Raw genomic sequence first — 14,050 nt, 5'->3', positions numbered from 1 at the left:
CGCGGGGGCGGTCACGTCAGCCCGTACACCCGCCGGGCGTTCCCCGCCGCCAGCATCCCCGCCACCCGCTGCGCGTCCGCCGGGGACCAGGCGCCCTCGGCGACCCAGGTGCCGAGGACCCGGGCCAGGGCCTCGCGGAACAGGCGTGCGCCGACCACGTGCAGCTCGGGCAGGCCCTGCGCGCCGGTGGAGAACAGGATCTTGCCGAAGGGCGCCAGTTCGAGGACCTCCGCGAGGACGGTCGCGGCCCGGGCGCCGGTGCGGACCAGGGCGGCGCCGGAGTCGACGTACACGTGCGGGAAGACGCCGGCGAGGTGGGCGGCGTGCCGGTGGTACGGGTAGCCGTGCAGCAGGACGAGGTCGGTGCCGAGGCCCGCGGTGGCCCGGACGAAGTCGGTCAGCAGCACCGGGTCCGTGCGGTCGATGCGCAGGCCGGGGGCGCCGAGCCCGGCGTGCAGCTGGAGCGGCAGGCCGGAGGCGACCGCGATCCACAGCAGGTGGCGCAGCAGCACCGGGTCGCTCAGCTCGCCGCCGACCCGGCGGGCGGCCAGCCAGCGCCCGGCCGCTCCCCGCACCTCCCCCGGGCCCGGCGGCTCCGGCGCGAGCGCCAGCCCGTGCCGTACGCCCGTCACCGACGCGAACGCCACGGCGTGCGCGGCGGCGCCGTGCACGGACTCGGCGAGGTTGGCGAGGAAGGAGTCGACGGTGCCGGAGGTGTCGGCGACCTGCTCGGCCAGCGGTTCCAGGCGGACGATCTCGTGGGCCCGCGCGGCCCCGGCGCTGGCCAGCTCGGCCGGGCCGGTGAGGTCGCCGGGCAGGCCGGTGTCGACCAGGTAGGTGGTGATGCCGCTGCCGCGCAGCAGCCGGCGGCCCGCCTCGAAGGCGCCCAGTTCCCGGCGCCGGGCGAGGTAGCGGGCGGGCGGGCAGTGCGGCTCCAGGCCGAGCAGCGGAGGGCACCAGCGGCGTACGGCGAAACCCGTCTGGGTGTCGAAGAGCGTGGTGCCCGGCGCGGGCGGGCCCTCGGTGCGGGCCAGCTGGGCCTCGAAGGTGCCGAGGCCCAGCTCGGTGCGGAGCACTCCGTGGCAGTACTGGTCCACGAGGGACGGCGTGTCGATCATCCGGGCTCCCCGCGTGTGCTGGCTTGCCCGGCCTAACGGGTGAACCGGCGCGGAGGTGTCGCTGCCGGCCCGCTGTCCGCACGGGCGGTCGCGGAGTGCCGGCGGGCGGCGCCCTTACGGCGTCGTTCCCCCGCCGATCTGGAGGCCGGCCATCCTCTTCCACTCGTACGCGCCCGTCTTCACCCTGGCCGCGAACTCGCCGTCGAAGTCCTCGTGCACGGTGATGCCGGACTTCTCCACGGCCTTCTCGGCGATCTCGTGGCTGGGCGCGACCAGGTCGCCCCAGCCGCCGTCCGCGCCGACCAGGACGATCCGGGCGCCGCGCTGGCCGAGGTAGGCCACTTGGCCCTCGGCGCCGCCGTGCGCCTTGGAGAAGGAGCCGATCTGCTTCGCGAGCCGGGCCGCGGTGCGCTCTGCCTTGGGGTCAAGCTGCTGCGTGTCTGCCATGCCAGGATGCTACCGACGGGTAGATCAAACGGCGACGGGCGGGGCCCGTGGCCTTGACCACGTGCCCCGCCCGTCGGCGGTACGGAGGAGTGCGCCTAGCGCAGGAAGGGGTCGACCGCGACCGCCACGAAGAGCAGCGACACGTAGGTGATGGACCAGTGGAACAGGCGCATCTCCTTCAGCTTCGCGCCCGTGACCTCGGCCTTGGCCCGGTTCTGCAGCGCGTGCGCCTCCCACAGCCACCAGCCGCCCGCGGCCAGCGCGACCGCCGTGTAGAACCAGCCGGTGTAGCCGAGCGGGGTCAGCAGCAGCGAGACCGCGACCATCACCCAGCTGTAGAGCACGATCTGCCGGGCGACCACCTTGTTGGAGGCCATGACCGGCAGCATCGGCACGCCCACGCGCGCGTAGTCCTCCTTCACCTTCATGGACAGCGGCCAGTAGTGCGGCGGCGTCCAGAAGAAGATGACCAGGAAGAGGATGACGGGGGCCCAGGTGAGCGAGTTGGTGACCGCCGTCCAGCCGATCAGCACCGGCATGCAGCCGGCGATGCCGCCCCAGACGATGTTCTGCGAGGTGCGGCGCTTGAGGATCATCGTGTAGACGACGACGTAGAAGAGGAGCGCGCCGAGCGAGAGCCAGGCCGACAGCCAGTTGACGGTGAGGCCGAACAGCAGCGTGGAGACGACCGCGAGGGTGATGCCGAAGGCCAGGCACTCCCGGGGGCTGACCATGCCGGTGACCAGCGGCCGCTGCGAGGTGCGGTCCATCAGCGCGTCGATGTCGCGGTCGATGTACATGTTCAGCGCGTTGGCGCCGCCCGCGGAGAGGTAGCCGCCGACGCAGGTGAGCAGCACCAGCGCCAGGTCGGGGACACCCTGCTCCGCGAGGAACATCACGGGGACCGTCGTGATCAGCAGCAGCTCGATGATCCGCGGCTTGGTCAGTGCCACGAACGCCTTGACGCGGGCTCCGAACGGCCGGTGGGTCGGGCGCTCACTGGTCCCGAGCACCCCCGCTGGACGGGATTCAACGGCCGTCACGCACACCCCTACAGAGACATCCCAGCGAGCCTCCGCCGTGTGAAGGGCCGGTGAGGGCTCGCGCGTACCACGCCACTGTAGACGTTGCCCAGACCCGGACATTCGCGGGGGTGGGGTCGTGTTGGCGGACCTCCGGCGGCGGGGACCGCGGAGGGCCCGGCGGCGGGGCCGGAAGGGGTCGTCCGACGGGCGCGCCGAGGCTCGATTGAGCACCCGGATGAGCGGCCCCGTATTCACCTGTCGCACGGGGTACGCGCTGGTCGGCAGGCGCGTTCCGATCAGGCCCGGCAGTCTGGGACGAGGCGCGAAAACGCACGTACTTCCGGGGGTAGGCTCGGCAGCGGCCGGCCGACGCACGGATACGCCGGCAGCCGGTGGTCGCAGTCACCGGCATCCGACATGTGGAGAGGAGCCCTGACCCAGGGTGAGCACCAAGCCGACCACCACAGACCTCGAGTGGACCGAGCTGGACCAGCGTGCGGTCGACACCGCGCGCGTCCTGGCCGCCGACGCCGTACAGAAGGTTGGCAACGGCCATCCGGGTACGGCGATGAGCCTGGCACCGGCCGCCTACACCCTCTTCCAGAAGGTGATGCGGCACGACCCGTCGGACGCCGACTGGGTCGGGCGCGACCGTTTCGTGCTGTCCGCCGGCCACTCGTCCCTGACCCTCTACACCCAGCTGTACCTGGCCGGCTTCGGCCTGGAGCTGGACGACCTGAAGTCCTTCCGCACCTGGGGCTCGAAGACCCCCGGTCACCCGGAGTACGGCCACACCACGGGCGTGGAGACGACGACCGGCCCGCTGGGCCAGGGCGTCGCCAACGCGGTGGGCATGGCGATGGCCGCCCGCTACGAGCGCGGCCTGTTCGACCCGGACGCCGCCGCCGGCGAGTCCCCGTTCGACCACTTCGTCTACTGCATCGCCGGTGACGGCTGCCTCCAGGAGGGCATCTCCGCCGAGGCGTCCTCGCTGGCCGGCCACCAGAAGCTCGGCAACCTGATCCTGCTGTGGGACGACAACCACATCTCGATCGAGGGCGACACCGAGACGGCCGTCTCCGAGGACACCGTCAAGCGGTACGAGGCCTACGGCTGGCACGTGCAGCGCGTCGAGCCGCAGGAGAACGGCGACCTCGACCCGCGGGCGATCTTCGAGGCGATCCAGAAGGCCAAGGCCGTCACCGACCGGCCGTCGTTCATCGCGATGCGCTCGATCATCGCCTGGCCCGCCCCGAACGCGCAGAACACCGAGGCCGCGCACGGCTCGGCGCTCGGCGACGACGAGGTCGCCGCCACCAAGCGGGTCCTCGGCTTCGACCCGGAGCAGACCTTCGAGGTCTCCGACGAGGTCATCGGCCACACCCGCAAGGCGGTCGAGCGCGGCCAGGCGGCCCGCGCGGTGTGGGAGAAGTCCTTCCAGCAGTGGCGGGACAACAACCCCGAGCGCGCCGCCGAGTACGACCGCGTCGCCGCCGGCGAGCTGCCCCAGGGCTGGGAGGAGAAGATCCCGGTCTTCGAGCCCGGCAAGGCGGTCGCCACGCGCGCCGCGTCCGGCAAGGTGCTCCAGGCTCTCGGCGCGGTGATCCCCGAGCTGTGGGGCGGCTCCGCCGACCTGGCCGGCTCGAACAACACCACGATCGACAAGACGTCGTCGTTCCTCCCGGCGGACAACCCGCTGCCCGAGGCGAACCCGTACGGCCGCACGATCCACTTCGGCATCCGCGAGCACTCCATGGCCGCGGAGATGAACGGCATCGCGCTGCACGGCAACACCCGGATCTACGGCGGCACCTTCCTGGTGTTCTCCGACTACATGCGCAACGCGGTGCGGCTGTCGGCCCTGATGCACCTGCCGGTGACGTACGTGTGGACGCACGACTCCATCGGCCTCGGCGAGGACGGCCCGACCCACCAGCCGGTCGAGCACCTGGCCAGCCTGCGTGCCATCCCGGGCCTGAACATCGTGCGCCCGGCCGACGCCAACGAGACCGCGATCGCCTGGCGCGAGATCCTCAAGCGCTGGACGAAGGAGTTCGGCAAGGGCCAGCCGCACGGTCTGGCGCTGACCCGCCAGGGCGTGCCGACGTACGAGCCCAACGAGGACGCGGCCAAGGGCGGCTACGTGCTGTTCGAGGCCGACGGCGGCGAGCCCGAGGTCATCCTGATCGCCACCGGCTCGGAGGTGCACGTCGCCGTGGAGGCGCGCGAGCAGCTCCAGAGCGCCGGCGTGCCCACCCGCGTGGTGTCCATGCCGTCCGTGGAGTGGTTCGAGCAGCAGGACCAGGGGTACCGGGACAGCGTCCTGCCGCCGTCGGTGAAGGCGCGCGTCGCGGTCGAGGCCGGCATCGGCCTCACCTGGCACAAGTACGTCGGGGACGCCGGCCGCATCGTCTCGCTGGAGCACTTCGGTGCCTCCGCGGACGGCAAGGTGCTCTTCCGCGAGTACGGCTTCACCCCCGAGAACGTGGCCGCCGCGGCCCGGGAATCGATCGCCGCAGCCCAGCGCTGACGCTCACATACGACACGTAGGAGATGGAATTTCCATGACAGACGCACTCAAGCGCCTCTCCGAGGAGGGCGTCGCGATCTGGCTGGACGACCTGTCGCGCAAGCGGATCACGTCCGGCAACCTCGCCGAGCTGATCGACCAGCAGCACGTCGTGGGCGTCACCACCAACCCGACGATCTTCCAGAAGGCGATCTCGGAGGGCGACGGCTACGACCAGCAGCTCACCGACCTCGCCGCCCGCCGGGTCACGGTCGAAGAGGCCATTCGCATGATCACCACGGCGGACGTCCGCGACGCCGCCGACATCCTGCGCCCGGTCTTCGACGCCACCGGCGGCCAGGACGGCCGCGTGTCGATCGAGGTCGACCCGCGGCTGGCCCACGACACCCGGGCCACGGTCGCCGAGGCGCGGCAGCTGGCCTGGCTGGTGGACCGTCCCAACACGCTCATCAAGATCCCGGCCACCGAGGCGGGCCTGCCGGCCATCGCCGAGGTGATCGGCGCGGGCATCAGCGTCAACGTGACGCTGATCTTCTCGCTGGAGCGCTACCGCAAGGTGATGGACGCCTACCTCTCCGGCCTGGAGAAGGCCAAGGAGAAGGGGCTGGACCTCTCGCAGATCCACTCCGTGGCGTCCTTCTTCGTCTCCCGCGTCGACACCGAGATCGACAAGCGGATCGACGCGCTGGGCACCGACGAGGCCAAGGCGCTGCGCGGCAAGGCCGCCCTCGCCAACGCCCGCCTGGCCTACCAGGCGTACGAGGAGGTCTTCTCCTCCGACCGCTGGAGCGCGCTGGAGAAGGCGGGCGCCAACAAGCAGCGTCCGCTGTGGGCCTCCACCGGTGTGAAGGACAAGGCCTACAAGTCGACGCTGTACGTCGACGAGCTGGTCGCGCCGAACACGGTGAACACCATGCCGGAGGCCACCCTGGTGGCCACCGAGGAGTCGGGCGAGATCACCGGCAACACCATCGCCGGCACGTACGAGCAGGCCCGCGCCGACCTCGACGCCGTCGAGCAGCTCGGGATCAAGTACGACGACGTGGTGCAGCTCCTGGAGAAGGAGGGCGTCGAGAAGTTCGAGGCCTCCTGGAACGAGCTGCTGGAGTCGACCGAGGCCGAGCTCAAGCGCCTCGCCCCCGCGGAGGGCTGACGCCTTGTCCCCCCTTCCCGGTTCCGGAGCGAACCCGCTTCGTGACCCCGCGGACCGACGGCTCCCGCGTATCGCGGGGCCGTCGGGCCTGGTCATCTTCGGCGTCACGGGCGACCTGTCGCGCAAGAAGCTGATGCCGGCCGTGTACGACCTGGCCAACCGGGGCCTGCTGCCGCCGGGCTTCTCGCTCGTCGGCTTCGCCCGGCGCGAGTGGGCCCACGAGGACTTCGCGCAGGAGGTGCACGACGCGGTCAAGGAGCACGCGCGCACGCCCTTCCGCGAGGAGGTCTGGCAGCAGCTCATCCAGGGCATGCGCTTCGTGCAGGGCACCTTCGACGACGACGACGCGTTCGAGCGGCTGCGCTCGACGATCGAGGAGCTGGACAAGGCGCAGGGCACGGGCGGCAACTTCGCCTTCTACCTGTCGGTGCCGCCGTCCGCGTTCCCGGTCGTCATCCAGCAGCTGAAGAAGCACCAGCTGGCCGACCAGAAGGACGGCTCCTGGCGGCGCGCGGTCATCGAGAAGCCCTTCGGGCACGACCTGAGGTCGGCCGAGGAGCTCAACGCGATCGTCCACGAGGTCTTCGCGCCCGACCAGGTCTTCCGCATCGACCACTACCTGGGCAAGGAGACCGTCCAGAACATCCTGGCGCTGCGCTTCGCCAACACGATGTTCGAGCCGATCTGGAACCGGTCCTTCGTGGACCACGTGCAGATCACGATGGCCGAGGACATCGGCATCGGCGGCCGGGCCGGCTACTACGACGGCATCGGCGCCGCCCGGGACGTCATCCAGAACCACCTGCTGCAGCTCCTCGCGCTGACCGCGATGGAGGAGCCCGCCTCCTTCGACGCGGACGCGCTGGCCGCGGAGAAGACCAAGGTGCTCGGGGCCGTGCGGCTGCCGAAGGACCTGGGCCGCGACACCGTGCGCGCGCAGTACACGGCGGGCTGGCAGGGCGGCGCGAAGGCCGTCGGCTACCTGGAGGAGGAGGGCATCAGCCCCGACTCCAAGACCGACACCTACGCGGCGGTCAAGCTGGGCATCGACAACCGCCGCTGGGCGGGTGTCCCCTTCTACCTGCGCACCGGCAAGCGGCTCGGCCGCCGGGTGACGGAGATCGCGGTGGTCTTCCAGCGGGCCCCGCACTCCCCCTTCGACACCACCGCCACCGAGGAGCTCGGCTCCAACGCGATCGTCATCCGCGTCCAGCCCGACGAGGGCGTGACCGTGCGGTTCGGCTCGAAGGTGCCGGGCACGTCGATGGAGATCCGGGACGTCTCGATGGACTTCGCGTACGGCGAGTCGTTCACGGAGTCCAGCCCGGAGGCGTACGAGCGGCTGATCCTCGACGTCCTGCTCGGTGACTCGAACCTCTTCCCGCGCACCGAGGAGGTCGAGCTGTCCTGGAAGATCCTCGACCCGATCGAGGAGTACTGGGACGCCAACGGCAGGCCCGCCCGGTACCAGGCCGGTACCTGGGGACCCGTCGAGGCGGACGAAATGCTCGAGCGAGACGGACGGAGCTGGCGCCGGCCATGAAGACAGACCTCACGGACACCACGGCCAGCAAGATCAACAAGGCGCTGGTGCAGGGCCGCCGGGCGATCGGTACGCCCGCGGTCGGCATGGTGCTGACGCTGGTCATCGTGACGGACGAGGAGAACGCCTACGACGCGCTGAAGGCCGCGAACGACGCCGCGCACGAGCACCCCTCGCGCACCCTGGTCGTCATCAAGCGCGTCTCGCGCTCGCCGCGCGACCGCACGCAGTCCCGCCTGGACGCGGAGGTGCGGCTGGGCGCGGACGCGGGCACCGGCGAGACGGTGGTGCTGCGGCTGTACGGCGAGGTGGTCGACCAGGCGCAGTCGGTGGTGCTGCCGCTGCTGCTGCCGGACGCCCCGGTGGTGGTCTGGTGGCCGGTCGACGCGCCGCTCGACCCGGCGAGCGACCCGCTGGGCGCCCTCGCCCAGCGCCGGGTCACCGACACCTACGCCTCCGAGCAGCCGGTCCGCGACCTGGCCGCCCGGGCCGAGGCGTACACCCCCGGTGACACGGACCTGTCCTGGACCCGCATCACGCCCTGGCGCTCGATGCTGGCCGCCGCTCTCGACCAGGTCACCTGCGAGGTGAAGGCCGTCGAGGTGGAGGGCGAGGAGTTCAACCCGAGCTGCGAGCTGCTGGCGATGTGGCTCGCGGACCGGCTGGGCGTGCCGGTGCGGCGTACGCAGTCCGGCGGGCCCGGTCTGACGGCCGTCCGCATGGACACGGACTGCGGCCCGATCGTCCTGGACCGCGCCGACGGCTCCCTGGCCACCCTGTCCATCCAGGGGCAGCCGGACCGTGCGGTGGCGCTCAAGCGCCGCGACACGGCCGAGCTGATCGCGGAGGAGCTGCGCCGGCTGGACCCGGACGACACGTACGCCTCCGCGCTGCGGTACGGGGTGGACCGGCTGGCGCAGGCCGCGGAGCAGGGGGCGCAGGCCAAAGGAGAACCGGGCGACCCCGTCGCGGTCCCGCTTCCCGTCGAGAAGGCTGCGAAAGCTCCCGCCCGGGAGGCGACGGCGGAGGAACCGGTGAAGCAGGAACCGCCGACGCCGGAACCGGTCCGGAAGGCGGCGGCCAAGTGAGCACGGCACCGCAGCTCGTCGTGCACCACGACAAGGAGCTGATGGCGCAGGCCGCGGCGGCCCGGCTGATCACGAGGATCGTGGACGCGCAGGCCTCCCGGGGCGCGGCGTCCGTGGTCCTGACGGGCGGCCGCAACGGCAACGGCCTGCTGGCCGCGCTGGCCGCGGCGCCCGCCCGGGACGCGATCGACTGGTCCCGCCTGGACCTGTGGTGGGGCGACGAGCGCTTCCTGCCGGAGGGCGACCCGGAGCGCAACGTCACGCAGGCCCGCGAGGCCCTGCTGGACGCGGTGCCCCTGGACCCGAAGCGGGTGCACGCCATGCCCGCGTCGGACGGGCCGTACGGCTCGGACGTGGACGCGGCGGCCGCCGCCTACGCGGACGAGCTGGCGCGGGCCGCGGGCCCGGAGAACCACGGCCCGGTGCCGACCTTCGACGTGCTGATGCTGGGCGTCGGCCCGGACACGCACGTGGCGTCGCTCTTCCCCGAGCTCCCGGCCGTCCGGGAGACGGAGCGCACGGTGGTCGGCGTGCACGGCGCGCCCAAGCCCCCGCCGACCCGGGTGACCCTCACCCTCCCGGCGATCCGCGCGGCCCGCGAGGTCTGGCTGCTGGCCGCCGGCGAGGACAAGGCGCAGGCCGCGGCGATCGCCCTGTCGGGCGCGGGCGAGATCCAGGCCCCGGCGGCCGGCGCGTACGGCCGCGCCCGGACGCTGTGGCTGCTGGACGCGGCGGCGGCCTCGCGGCTGCCGCGGTCGCTGTATCCGCCGGCGACGGCATAGCGTCCGGTTCCACCGGTCCGGAGCGGCCGGCGGCCACGAGTCCTCGTGACCGCCGGCCGCTCCGGCGTCTGCGGGGTCAGGCGGTGGGGGCCGCCGTGCCCAGCACCCGGGCGGTGTGGGCGGCGAGGTCGGCCCGGAGGCGTTCCCGGGACACGTGCCGCCGGTCGACCAGGTGGTCGACGAGGTCGGCGCGGACGGCCGCGAGCAGCGCGTGGGCGGTGAAGTCGCCGTCGGGGAAGCCGGGCAGCTGCTCCAGCACGTCCCGCAGGGTGCCGTGCCACCAGTCGTAGTACTCGGTGCGGTAGGGGCTGTCGCCGCCCGTCCCCTCCAGGGCGAGGGAGAGGTACCGGTGGTCGAGCTTGAAGCACAGGACGGCGTCGAGCAGGGCGGGGACGCGCTCGGCCGGGGGTGTGGCGGGCCCGAGCGGGGGCGGGCCCTCGGCGACGGCCCGGCGGACCGGTTCGAGCCGGGCCTCGTACAGGGCGCGGATCAGGCCGGTGCGGTCGCCGAAGCCGCGGAAGAGGGTTCCCTTGCCGACTCCGGCCGCGGCGGCGATGTCGGCCATGGTCACCTCGTCGGGGCCGGCGCTCGCGGCGAAGAGCCGGTCGGCGGCGGCCAGGACGGCTTCGCGGTTGCGCAGTGCGTCCGCGCGGGGCTTGCGCTCGGGCACGGGATCTCCTCCGGTCGGGCAACGGCTCCGGACCCGCTCCGATCCGGACCGGCGGTCCGCATCTTGCGCAAGCGGACCGGCGGTCCGTATGATCGGTTAAGCGGACTCGCGGTCCGTATTCTATCGGAGGGCATCCCCATGACCATGACCACGTCCACCGCGCCGGCCGACGTCTACCGCCACGGCCTGCGGCTGCTGCTCGACGGCGACATCCCCGCCTGGGTCGACCTCTGGGACGACGAGGGCGTCTTCGAGTTCCCCTTCGCGCCCGCGGGGTGGCCCGAGCGGCTGGAGGGCAAGGCCGCCGTCGCCGCCTACATGCGCGCCTACCCCGACCACATCGAGCTGCACGAGATCCCCGACCTGACGATCCACCAGACCGCCGACCCCCGGACCATCGTGGTCGAGATGCGCGCGGTGGGCCGGCTGATGCGGACCCGGGCCCCCTACGACATGACCTACATCGCCGTGGTGACCGTCGTCGACGGCCGCATCACGCGCTACCGGGACTACTGGAACCCGCTCGCCCTCCCGGCGGACGGCACGGCCGACTTCGCGGGGAGCGCCCGGTGAGCACCTCGCGGACCACCCTGGTCATCGGCGCCACCGGCACCACCGGCAGCCGCGTGACCTCCCTCCTCACCGCGCGGGGGCACCGGGTGCGGGCCGCGAGCCGCCGCGCCGCGCCCGCCGGGGACGCCACCGCCGTCCGCTTCGACTGGTACGACCCGGCGACCCACGAGGAGGCCCTGCGGGGCGCGGACCGCGTCTACCTCGTGCCGCCCCTGGCCACCGCCGAACCGGCCGCCGTCATGCTGCCGTTCCTGGAACGGGCCCGGGCCGCCGGGGTGCGCCGGGCGGTCCTGCTCAGCTCCTCGGCGATCGAGGCCGGAGGGCCGGCCGTCGGGCAGGTGCACCGGGAGCTGCCCGCCCTGTTCGACGAGTGGGCGGTCCTGCGGCCGTCGTGGTTCATGCAGAACTTCACCGGCGACCACGCGCACGCCCGCAGCGTCCGCGAGGAGGGCACGATCCGCACCGCGACGGACGGGGGACGGGTGGCCTTCGTCGACGCCGACGACATCGCGGCCGTCGCCGTCGAGGCCCTGACCGCCGACCGGTGCCCCGGCCCCGACCTGGTGATCACCGGCCCGCAGGCGCTGAGTCACGACGAGGTCGCCGCCGTCCTCACCGAGGAGACCGGGCGTGCCGTCACCCACCGGCGGCTGACGTACGAGCAGTTGTGCGCGCACCTGGCGCGGGAGATGCCCGCCGAGTTCGCCGCGGTGCTGGCCGGTCTGGACCGGGCGATCGCCGAGGGGGCCGAGGACCGGGTCACCGACACCGTCCAGCGCCTCACCGGGCGTCCGCCGCGCGGCTTCCGCGCGCACGTGCGGCGGGCCCTGGCGCCGGGCACGGCCGGGTGAACGGCCGTCCGGGCGCGCCGGCACCCGCTCCGCGGGGGCGCGCCCGGTACCGACCGGCGGGCGCGCCCGGGTCCGCTACTTCACGGACCCCGCCATCACCCCCTGCACGAAGTGCCGCTGGAACGCGAAGAACACCACCACCGGCACGATCAGCGACATGAACGCCCCGGGTGCCAGGACGTCGATGTTGCTGCCGAACTGCCGGATCTGCGACTGGAGCGCCACGGTCAGCGGCTGCGCGGAGCTGTCGGCGAAGAGCAGGGCCACCAGCATGTCGTTCCAGACCCACAGGAACTGGAAGATGGCGAGCGAGGCGATGGCCGGGCGGCCCACCGGCAGGACGAGCCGGGTGAAGATGCGCCACTCGCTGCCGCCGTCCATGCGGGCGGCCTCCAGCATCTCCTTGGGCATCTCGGCGAAGTAGTTCCGCAGCAGGAACACTGCGAACGGCAGGCCGTAGGCCACGTGGAAGAGGACCACGCCCGGGATGGTGCCGAACAGGCCGAGCTGGCCGAAGAGTTTGGCGACCGGCAGCAGGCCGATCTGCACGGGCACCACGAGCAGCGCCACCACGACCAGGAAGATCGCGTCCCGGCCGGGGAAGTCCAGCCAGGCGAAGGCGTACCCGGCGAGCGCCGCGACGACGACGACCAGCACGGTGGTCGGCACCGAGATCAGCACGGTGTTCCAGAACGCCTGGGTGATGCCCGCGTTGCCCAGCAGCGCCGAGTAGTTGTCGAAGGAGAGCTGGCCGGGGCTGGTGAACACCGTCCACCAGCCGCCCCGCGCGGTGTCCTCGGCGGAGCGCAGGGAGGACAGGAACAGACCGGCGAGCGGTGTCATCCACACCAGGCCCACCACCACGAGGAAGGCCTGGACGACCCCGTTGCCCAGGTGGCGCCGGACGGCGTTCATCGCTGACTCCTCTTGAAGCGGCGGACGTTGAAGACCATGGCCGGGATCACCAGCAGCAGGAGCAGCACGCCGAGCGCGCTGCCGAGCCCCTGGTTGTTGCCGCCGCCGAACGACACCAGCCACATCTGGGTGGCGAGCACGGTCGCGTCCTCCTGCACCGGCCCGGGCGCGATGATGTAGACGAGGTCGAAGACCTTCATCACGTTGATGACCAGGGTCACGAAGACGACCGTGAGCACCGGGGCGAGCAGCGGGACGGTGATGCGGCGGAAGATCTGCCACTCGTTGGCGCCGTCCATGCGGGCCGCCTCCAGCGCGTCGCGCGGCAGCGTGGACAGGCCGGCGCCGATCAGCACCATGGCGAACCCGGTCCAGATCCACAGGTACGCGCCGATGATCGCGGGCGTGACCAGCGCCGGGCCGAGCCAGGAGACGCCCTCGTAGGGCGGGGCGAAGTTCGAGGCGGGCAGGCGGAGGGTGTACGCGCCGTCGGCGAGGTCCTCGAAGCGGAAGGAGCCGTCGGAGGCGGTGGTCGCCGAGGCGACCGTCCGGCCGTCACGCACGGCCTCGACCGTCATCTCGGGCAGTCCGCTCTCCCGCCGGTCGACCCGGCCCTGCTCCCCTCCCCCGCCGGGCGTGAAGTCCAGGTAGACCACTCCGCGCAGTTCACCGGCGCCGGCCTTGCGGGCGGCGGCCCCGAAGGCGGGTTCCGCTCCGGCGGGCAGGTCCTGGGGCTGGACGCCCACCAGGCCGAGGGCCACCGTGTCGCCGGGCGACACGGCCGTGCTCGTCCGGTACGCGCCGTCCGCCGCCTTCGTCAGGCCCCGGCCCTCGCGGGCCCGGGCCGTCGGGTAGGAGGAGGTCCCCTCGAAGGCGTCGTGGACGGAGACCACGGCCGCGTTCAGCACGCCCTTGTCCGGGTCCTCGTCGTAGGCGAGCCGGAAGATGATCCCGGCGGCGAGGAAGGACACCGCCATCGGCATGAACAGCAGCAGCTTGAAGGCGGTGGCCCAGCGGACCTTCTCCACCAGGACGGCCAGGATCAGGCCGAGGCCGGTCAGCAGGGTCGGCGCGACGACCACCCAGATCGCCGTGTTCCGGACGGCCTTGAGGGTGGCCGGGTCGCGGAACATCTCGGTGTAGTTCTCGCCGCCGACGAACCGGGTGCCGGAGGCGTCGAAGAAGCTGCGGCCGACGGAGAACAGGACGGGGTAGACGACCAGGGCGCCCAGCAGGAGCAGGGCCGGGAGGACGAAGAGCAGGGCGATGAGCCGTCCGCGCCGCCGCGGGCGCCGGGGGGTCCCGGCGCCGGCGGCCGCCGGCGGGCTCGCCTCTTTCACGAGCGTCGCCGTCAT

At 72.6% G+C, this 14,050-nt stretch carries 13 protein-coding genes; 7 read left to right on the top strand and 6 right to left on the bottom strand.

Annotated elements, in window-relative coordinates:
- Nucleotides 1-11: 11 nt before the first annotated feature.
- The 3 genes from ACIF8T_RS04840 to ACIF8T_RS04830 all read right to left on the bottom strand — a co-directional run bounded on the left by ACIF8T_RS04840 (nucleotide 12) and on the right by ACIF8T_RS04830 (nucleotide 2,614).
- A complete protein-coding gene (locus ACIF8T_RS04840; protein ID WP_400031145.1) occupies nucleotides 12-1,118 on the bottom strand; it encodes an amidohydrolase family protein in 1,107 nt (368 codons plus the stop codon).
- A 114-nt stretch (nucleotides 1,119-1,232) separates the two neighbouring features.
- Entirely contained in the window at nucleotides 1,233-1,565 is a 333-nt protein-coding gene (locus tag ACIF8T_RS04835; protein ID WP_400031143.1) for a hypothetical protein, read from the bottom strand.
- A 95-nt stretch (nucleotides 1,566-1,660) separates the two neighbouring features.
- Complete coding sequence (locus ACIF8T_RS04830) at nucleotides 1,661-2,614, bottom strand: heme o synthase (protein WP_400031141.1); 954 nt, start codon at nucleotides 2,612-2,614, stop codon at nucleotides 1,661-1,663.
- Nucleotides 2,615-3,032: 418 nt separating this feature from the next.
- Here ACIF8T_RS04830 and tkt point away from each other — a divergent pair, with 418 nt between their 5' ends.
- The 5 genes from tkt to pgl are packed head-to-tail and all read left to right on the top strand — an operon-like array spanning nucleotide 3,033 to nucleotide 9,686.
- On the top strand, nucleotides 3,033-5,120 hold the full coding sequence (gene tkt / locus ACIF8T_RS04825) for a transketolase (RefSeq protein WP_400031139.1): 2,088 nt from the start codon (nucleotides 3,033-3,035) through the stop codon (nucleotides 5,118-5,120).
- Between the two features lie 34 nt (nucleotides 5,121-5,154).
- Nucleotides 5,155-6,273 (top strand): transaldolase, encoded by a 1,119-nt coding sequence (gene tal, locus ACIF8T_RS04820; RefSeq protein ID WP_400031137.1) that lies wholly within the window; start codon nucleotides 5,155-5,157, stop codon nucleotides 6,271-6,273.
- A gap of 4 nt (nucleotides 6,274-6,277) precedes the next feature.
- The gene (zwf, locus tag ACIF8T_RS04815; protein ID WP_400031135.1) at nucleotides 6,278-7,816 is read left to right on the top strand and encodes a glucose-6-phosphate dehydrogenase; all 1,539 of its coding nucleotides are present in this window, start codon (nucleotides 6,278-6,280) and stop codon (nucleotides 7,814-7,816) included.
- Entirely contained in the window at nucleotides 7,813-8,904 is a 1,092-nt protein-coding gene (opcA, locus tag ACIF8T_RS04810; protein WP_400031133.1) for a glucose-6-phosphate dehydrogenase assembly protein OpcA, read from the top strand. Before zwf ends, opcA begins: the two co-directional genes overlap by 4 nt.
- Nucleotides 8,901-9,686 (top strand): 6-phosphogluconolactonase, encoded by a 786-nt coding sequence (gene pgl / locus ACIF8T_RS04805; RefSeq protein ID WP_400031131.1) that lies wholly within the window; start codon nucleotides 8,901-8,903, stop codon nucleotides 9,684-9,686. Before opcA ends, pgl begins: the two co-directional genes overlap by 4 nt.
- 76 nt (nucleotides 9,687-9,762) lie before the next feature.
- On the opposite strand, the gene ACIF8T_RS04800 is transcribed toward pgl, so the two are convergent.
- The gene (locus tag ACIF8T_RS04800; RefSeq protein ID WP_400031129.1) at nucleotides 9,763-10,356 is read right to left on the bottom strand and encodes a TetR/AcrR family transcriptional regulator; all 594 of its coding nucleotides are present in this window, start codon (nucleotides 10,354-10,356) and stop codon (nucleotides 9,763-9,765) included.
- Nucleotides 10,357-10,500: 144 nt separating this feature from the next.
- On the opposite strand from ACIF8T_RS04800, the gene ACIF8T_RS04795 reads away from it, so the two are divergent.
- Both ACIF8T_RS04795 and ACIF8T_RS04790 read left to right on the top strand, forming a co-directional pair.
- On the top strand, nucleotides 10,501-10,929 hold the full coding sequence (locus tag ACIF8T_RS04795; protein WP_400031502.1) for a nuclear transport factor 2 family protein: 429 nt from the start codon (nucleotides 10,501-10,503) through the stop codon (nucleotides 10,927-10,929).
- Nucleotides 10,926-11,780: an NAD(P)H-binding protein gene (locus ACIF8T_RS04790; protein ID WP_400031127.1), complete on the top strand. Its 855-nt coding sequence runs from the start codon at nucleotides 10,926-10,928 to the stop codon at nucleotides 11,778-11,780. Before ACIF8T_RS04795 ends, ACIF8T_RS04790 begins: the two co-directional genes overlap by 4 nt.
- A gap of 75 nt (nucleotides 11,781-11,855) precedes the next feature.
- Here ACIF8T_RS04790 and ACIF8T_RS04785 read toward each other — a convergent pair whose 3' ends face one another.
- Nucleotides 11,856-12,695 (bottom strand): carbohydrate ABC transporter permease, encoded by an 840-nt coding sequence (locus tag ACIF8T_RS04785; RefSeq protein WP_400031125.1) that lies wholly within the window; start codon nucleotides 12,693-12,695, stop codon nucleotides 11,856-11,858.
- Nucleotides 12,692-14,050, bottom strand: a complete 1,359-nt coding sequence (locus tag ACIF8T_RS04780) for an ABC transporter permease subunit (protein ID WP_400031123.1) — start codon at nucleotides 14,048-14,050, stop codon at nucleotides 12,692-12,694. Before ACIF8T_RS04780 ends, ACIF8T_RS04785 begins: the two co-directional genes overlap by 4 nt.

This window comes from Streptomyces sp. NPDC085946, assembly GCF_044540485.1.
Taxonomy (GTDB): Bacteria; Actinomycetota; Actinomycetes; order Streptomycetales; family Streptomycetaceae; genus Streptomyces.
This window is presented reverse-complemented; position numbering and strand designations above follow the sequence as displayed.

Excerpts from the sequence above, each read along its gene's own strand:
- ACIF8T_RS04795 (WP_400031502.1), top strand. The coding sequence starts at position 10,501 with ATGACCACGTCCACCGCGCCGGCCGACGTCTACCGCCACGGCCTGCGG.
- ACIF8T_RS04780 (WP_400031123.1), bottom strand. The coding sequence starts at position 14,050 with ATGACGGCGACGCTCGTGAAAGAGGCGAGCCCGCCGGCGGCCGCCGGC.
- ACIF8T_RS04835 (WP_400031143.1), bottom strand. The coding sequence starts at position 1,565 with ATGGCAGACACGCAGCAGCTTGACCCCAAGGCAGAGCGCACCGCGGCC.
- opcA (WP_400031133.1), top strand. The coding sequence starts at position 7,813 with ATGAAGACAGACCTCACGGACACCACGGCCAGCAAGATCAACAAGGCG.
- tal (WP_400031137.1), top strand. The coding sequence starts at position 5,155 with ATGACAGACGCACTCAAGCGCCTCTCCGAGGAGGGCGTCGCGATCTGG.
- ACIF8T_RS04785 (WP_400031125.1), bottom strand. The coding sequence starts at position 12,695 with ATGAACGCCGTCCGGCGCCACCTGGGCAACGGGGTCGTCCAGGCCTTC.
- ACIF8T_RS04840 (WP_400031145.1), bottom strand. The coding sequence starts at position 1,118 with ATGATCGACACGCCGTCCCTCGTGGACCAGTACTGCCACGGAGTGCTC.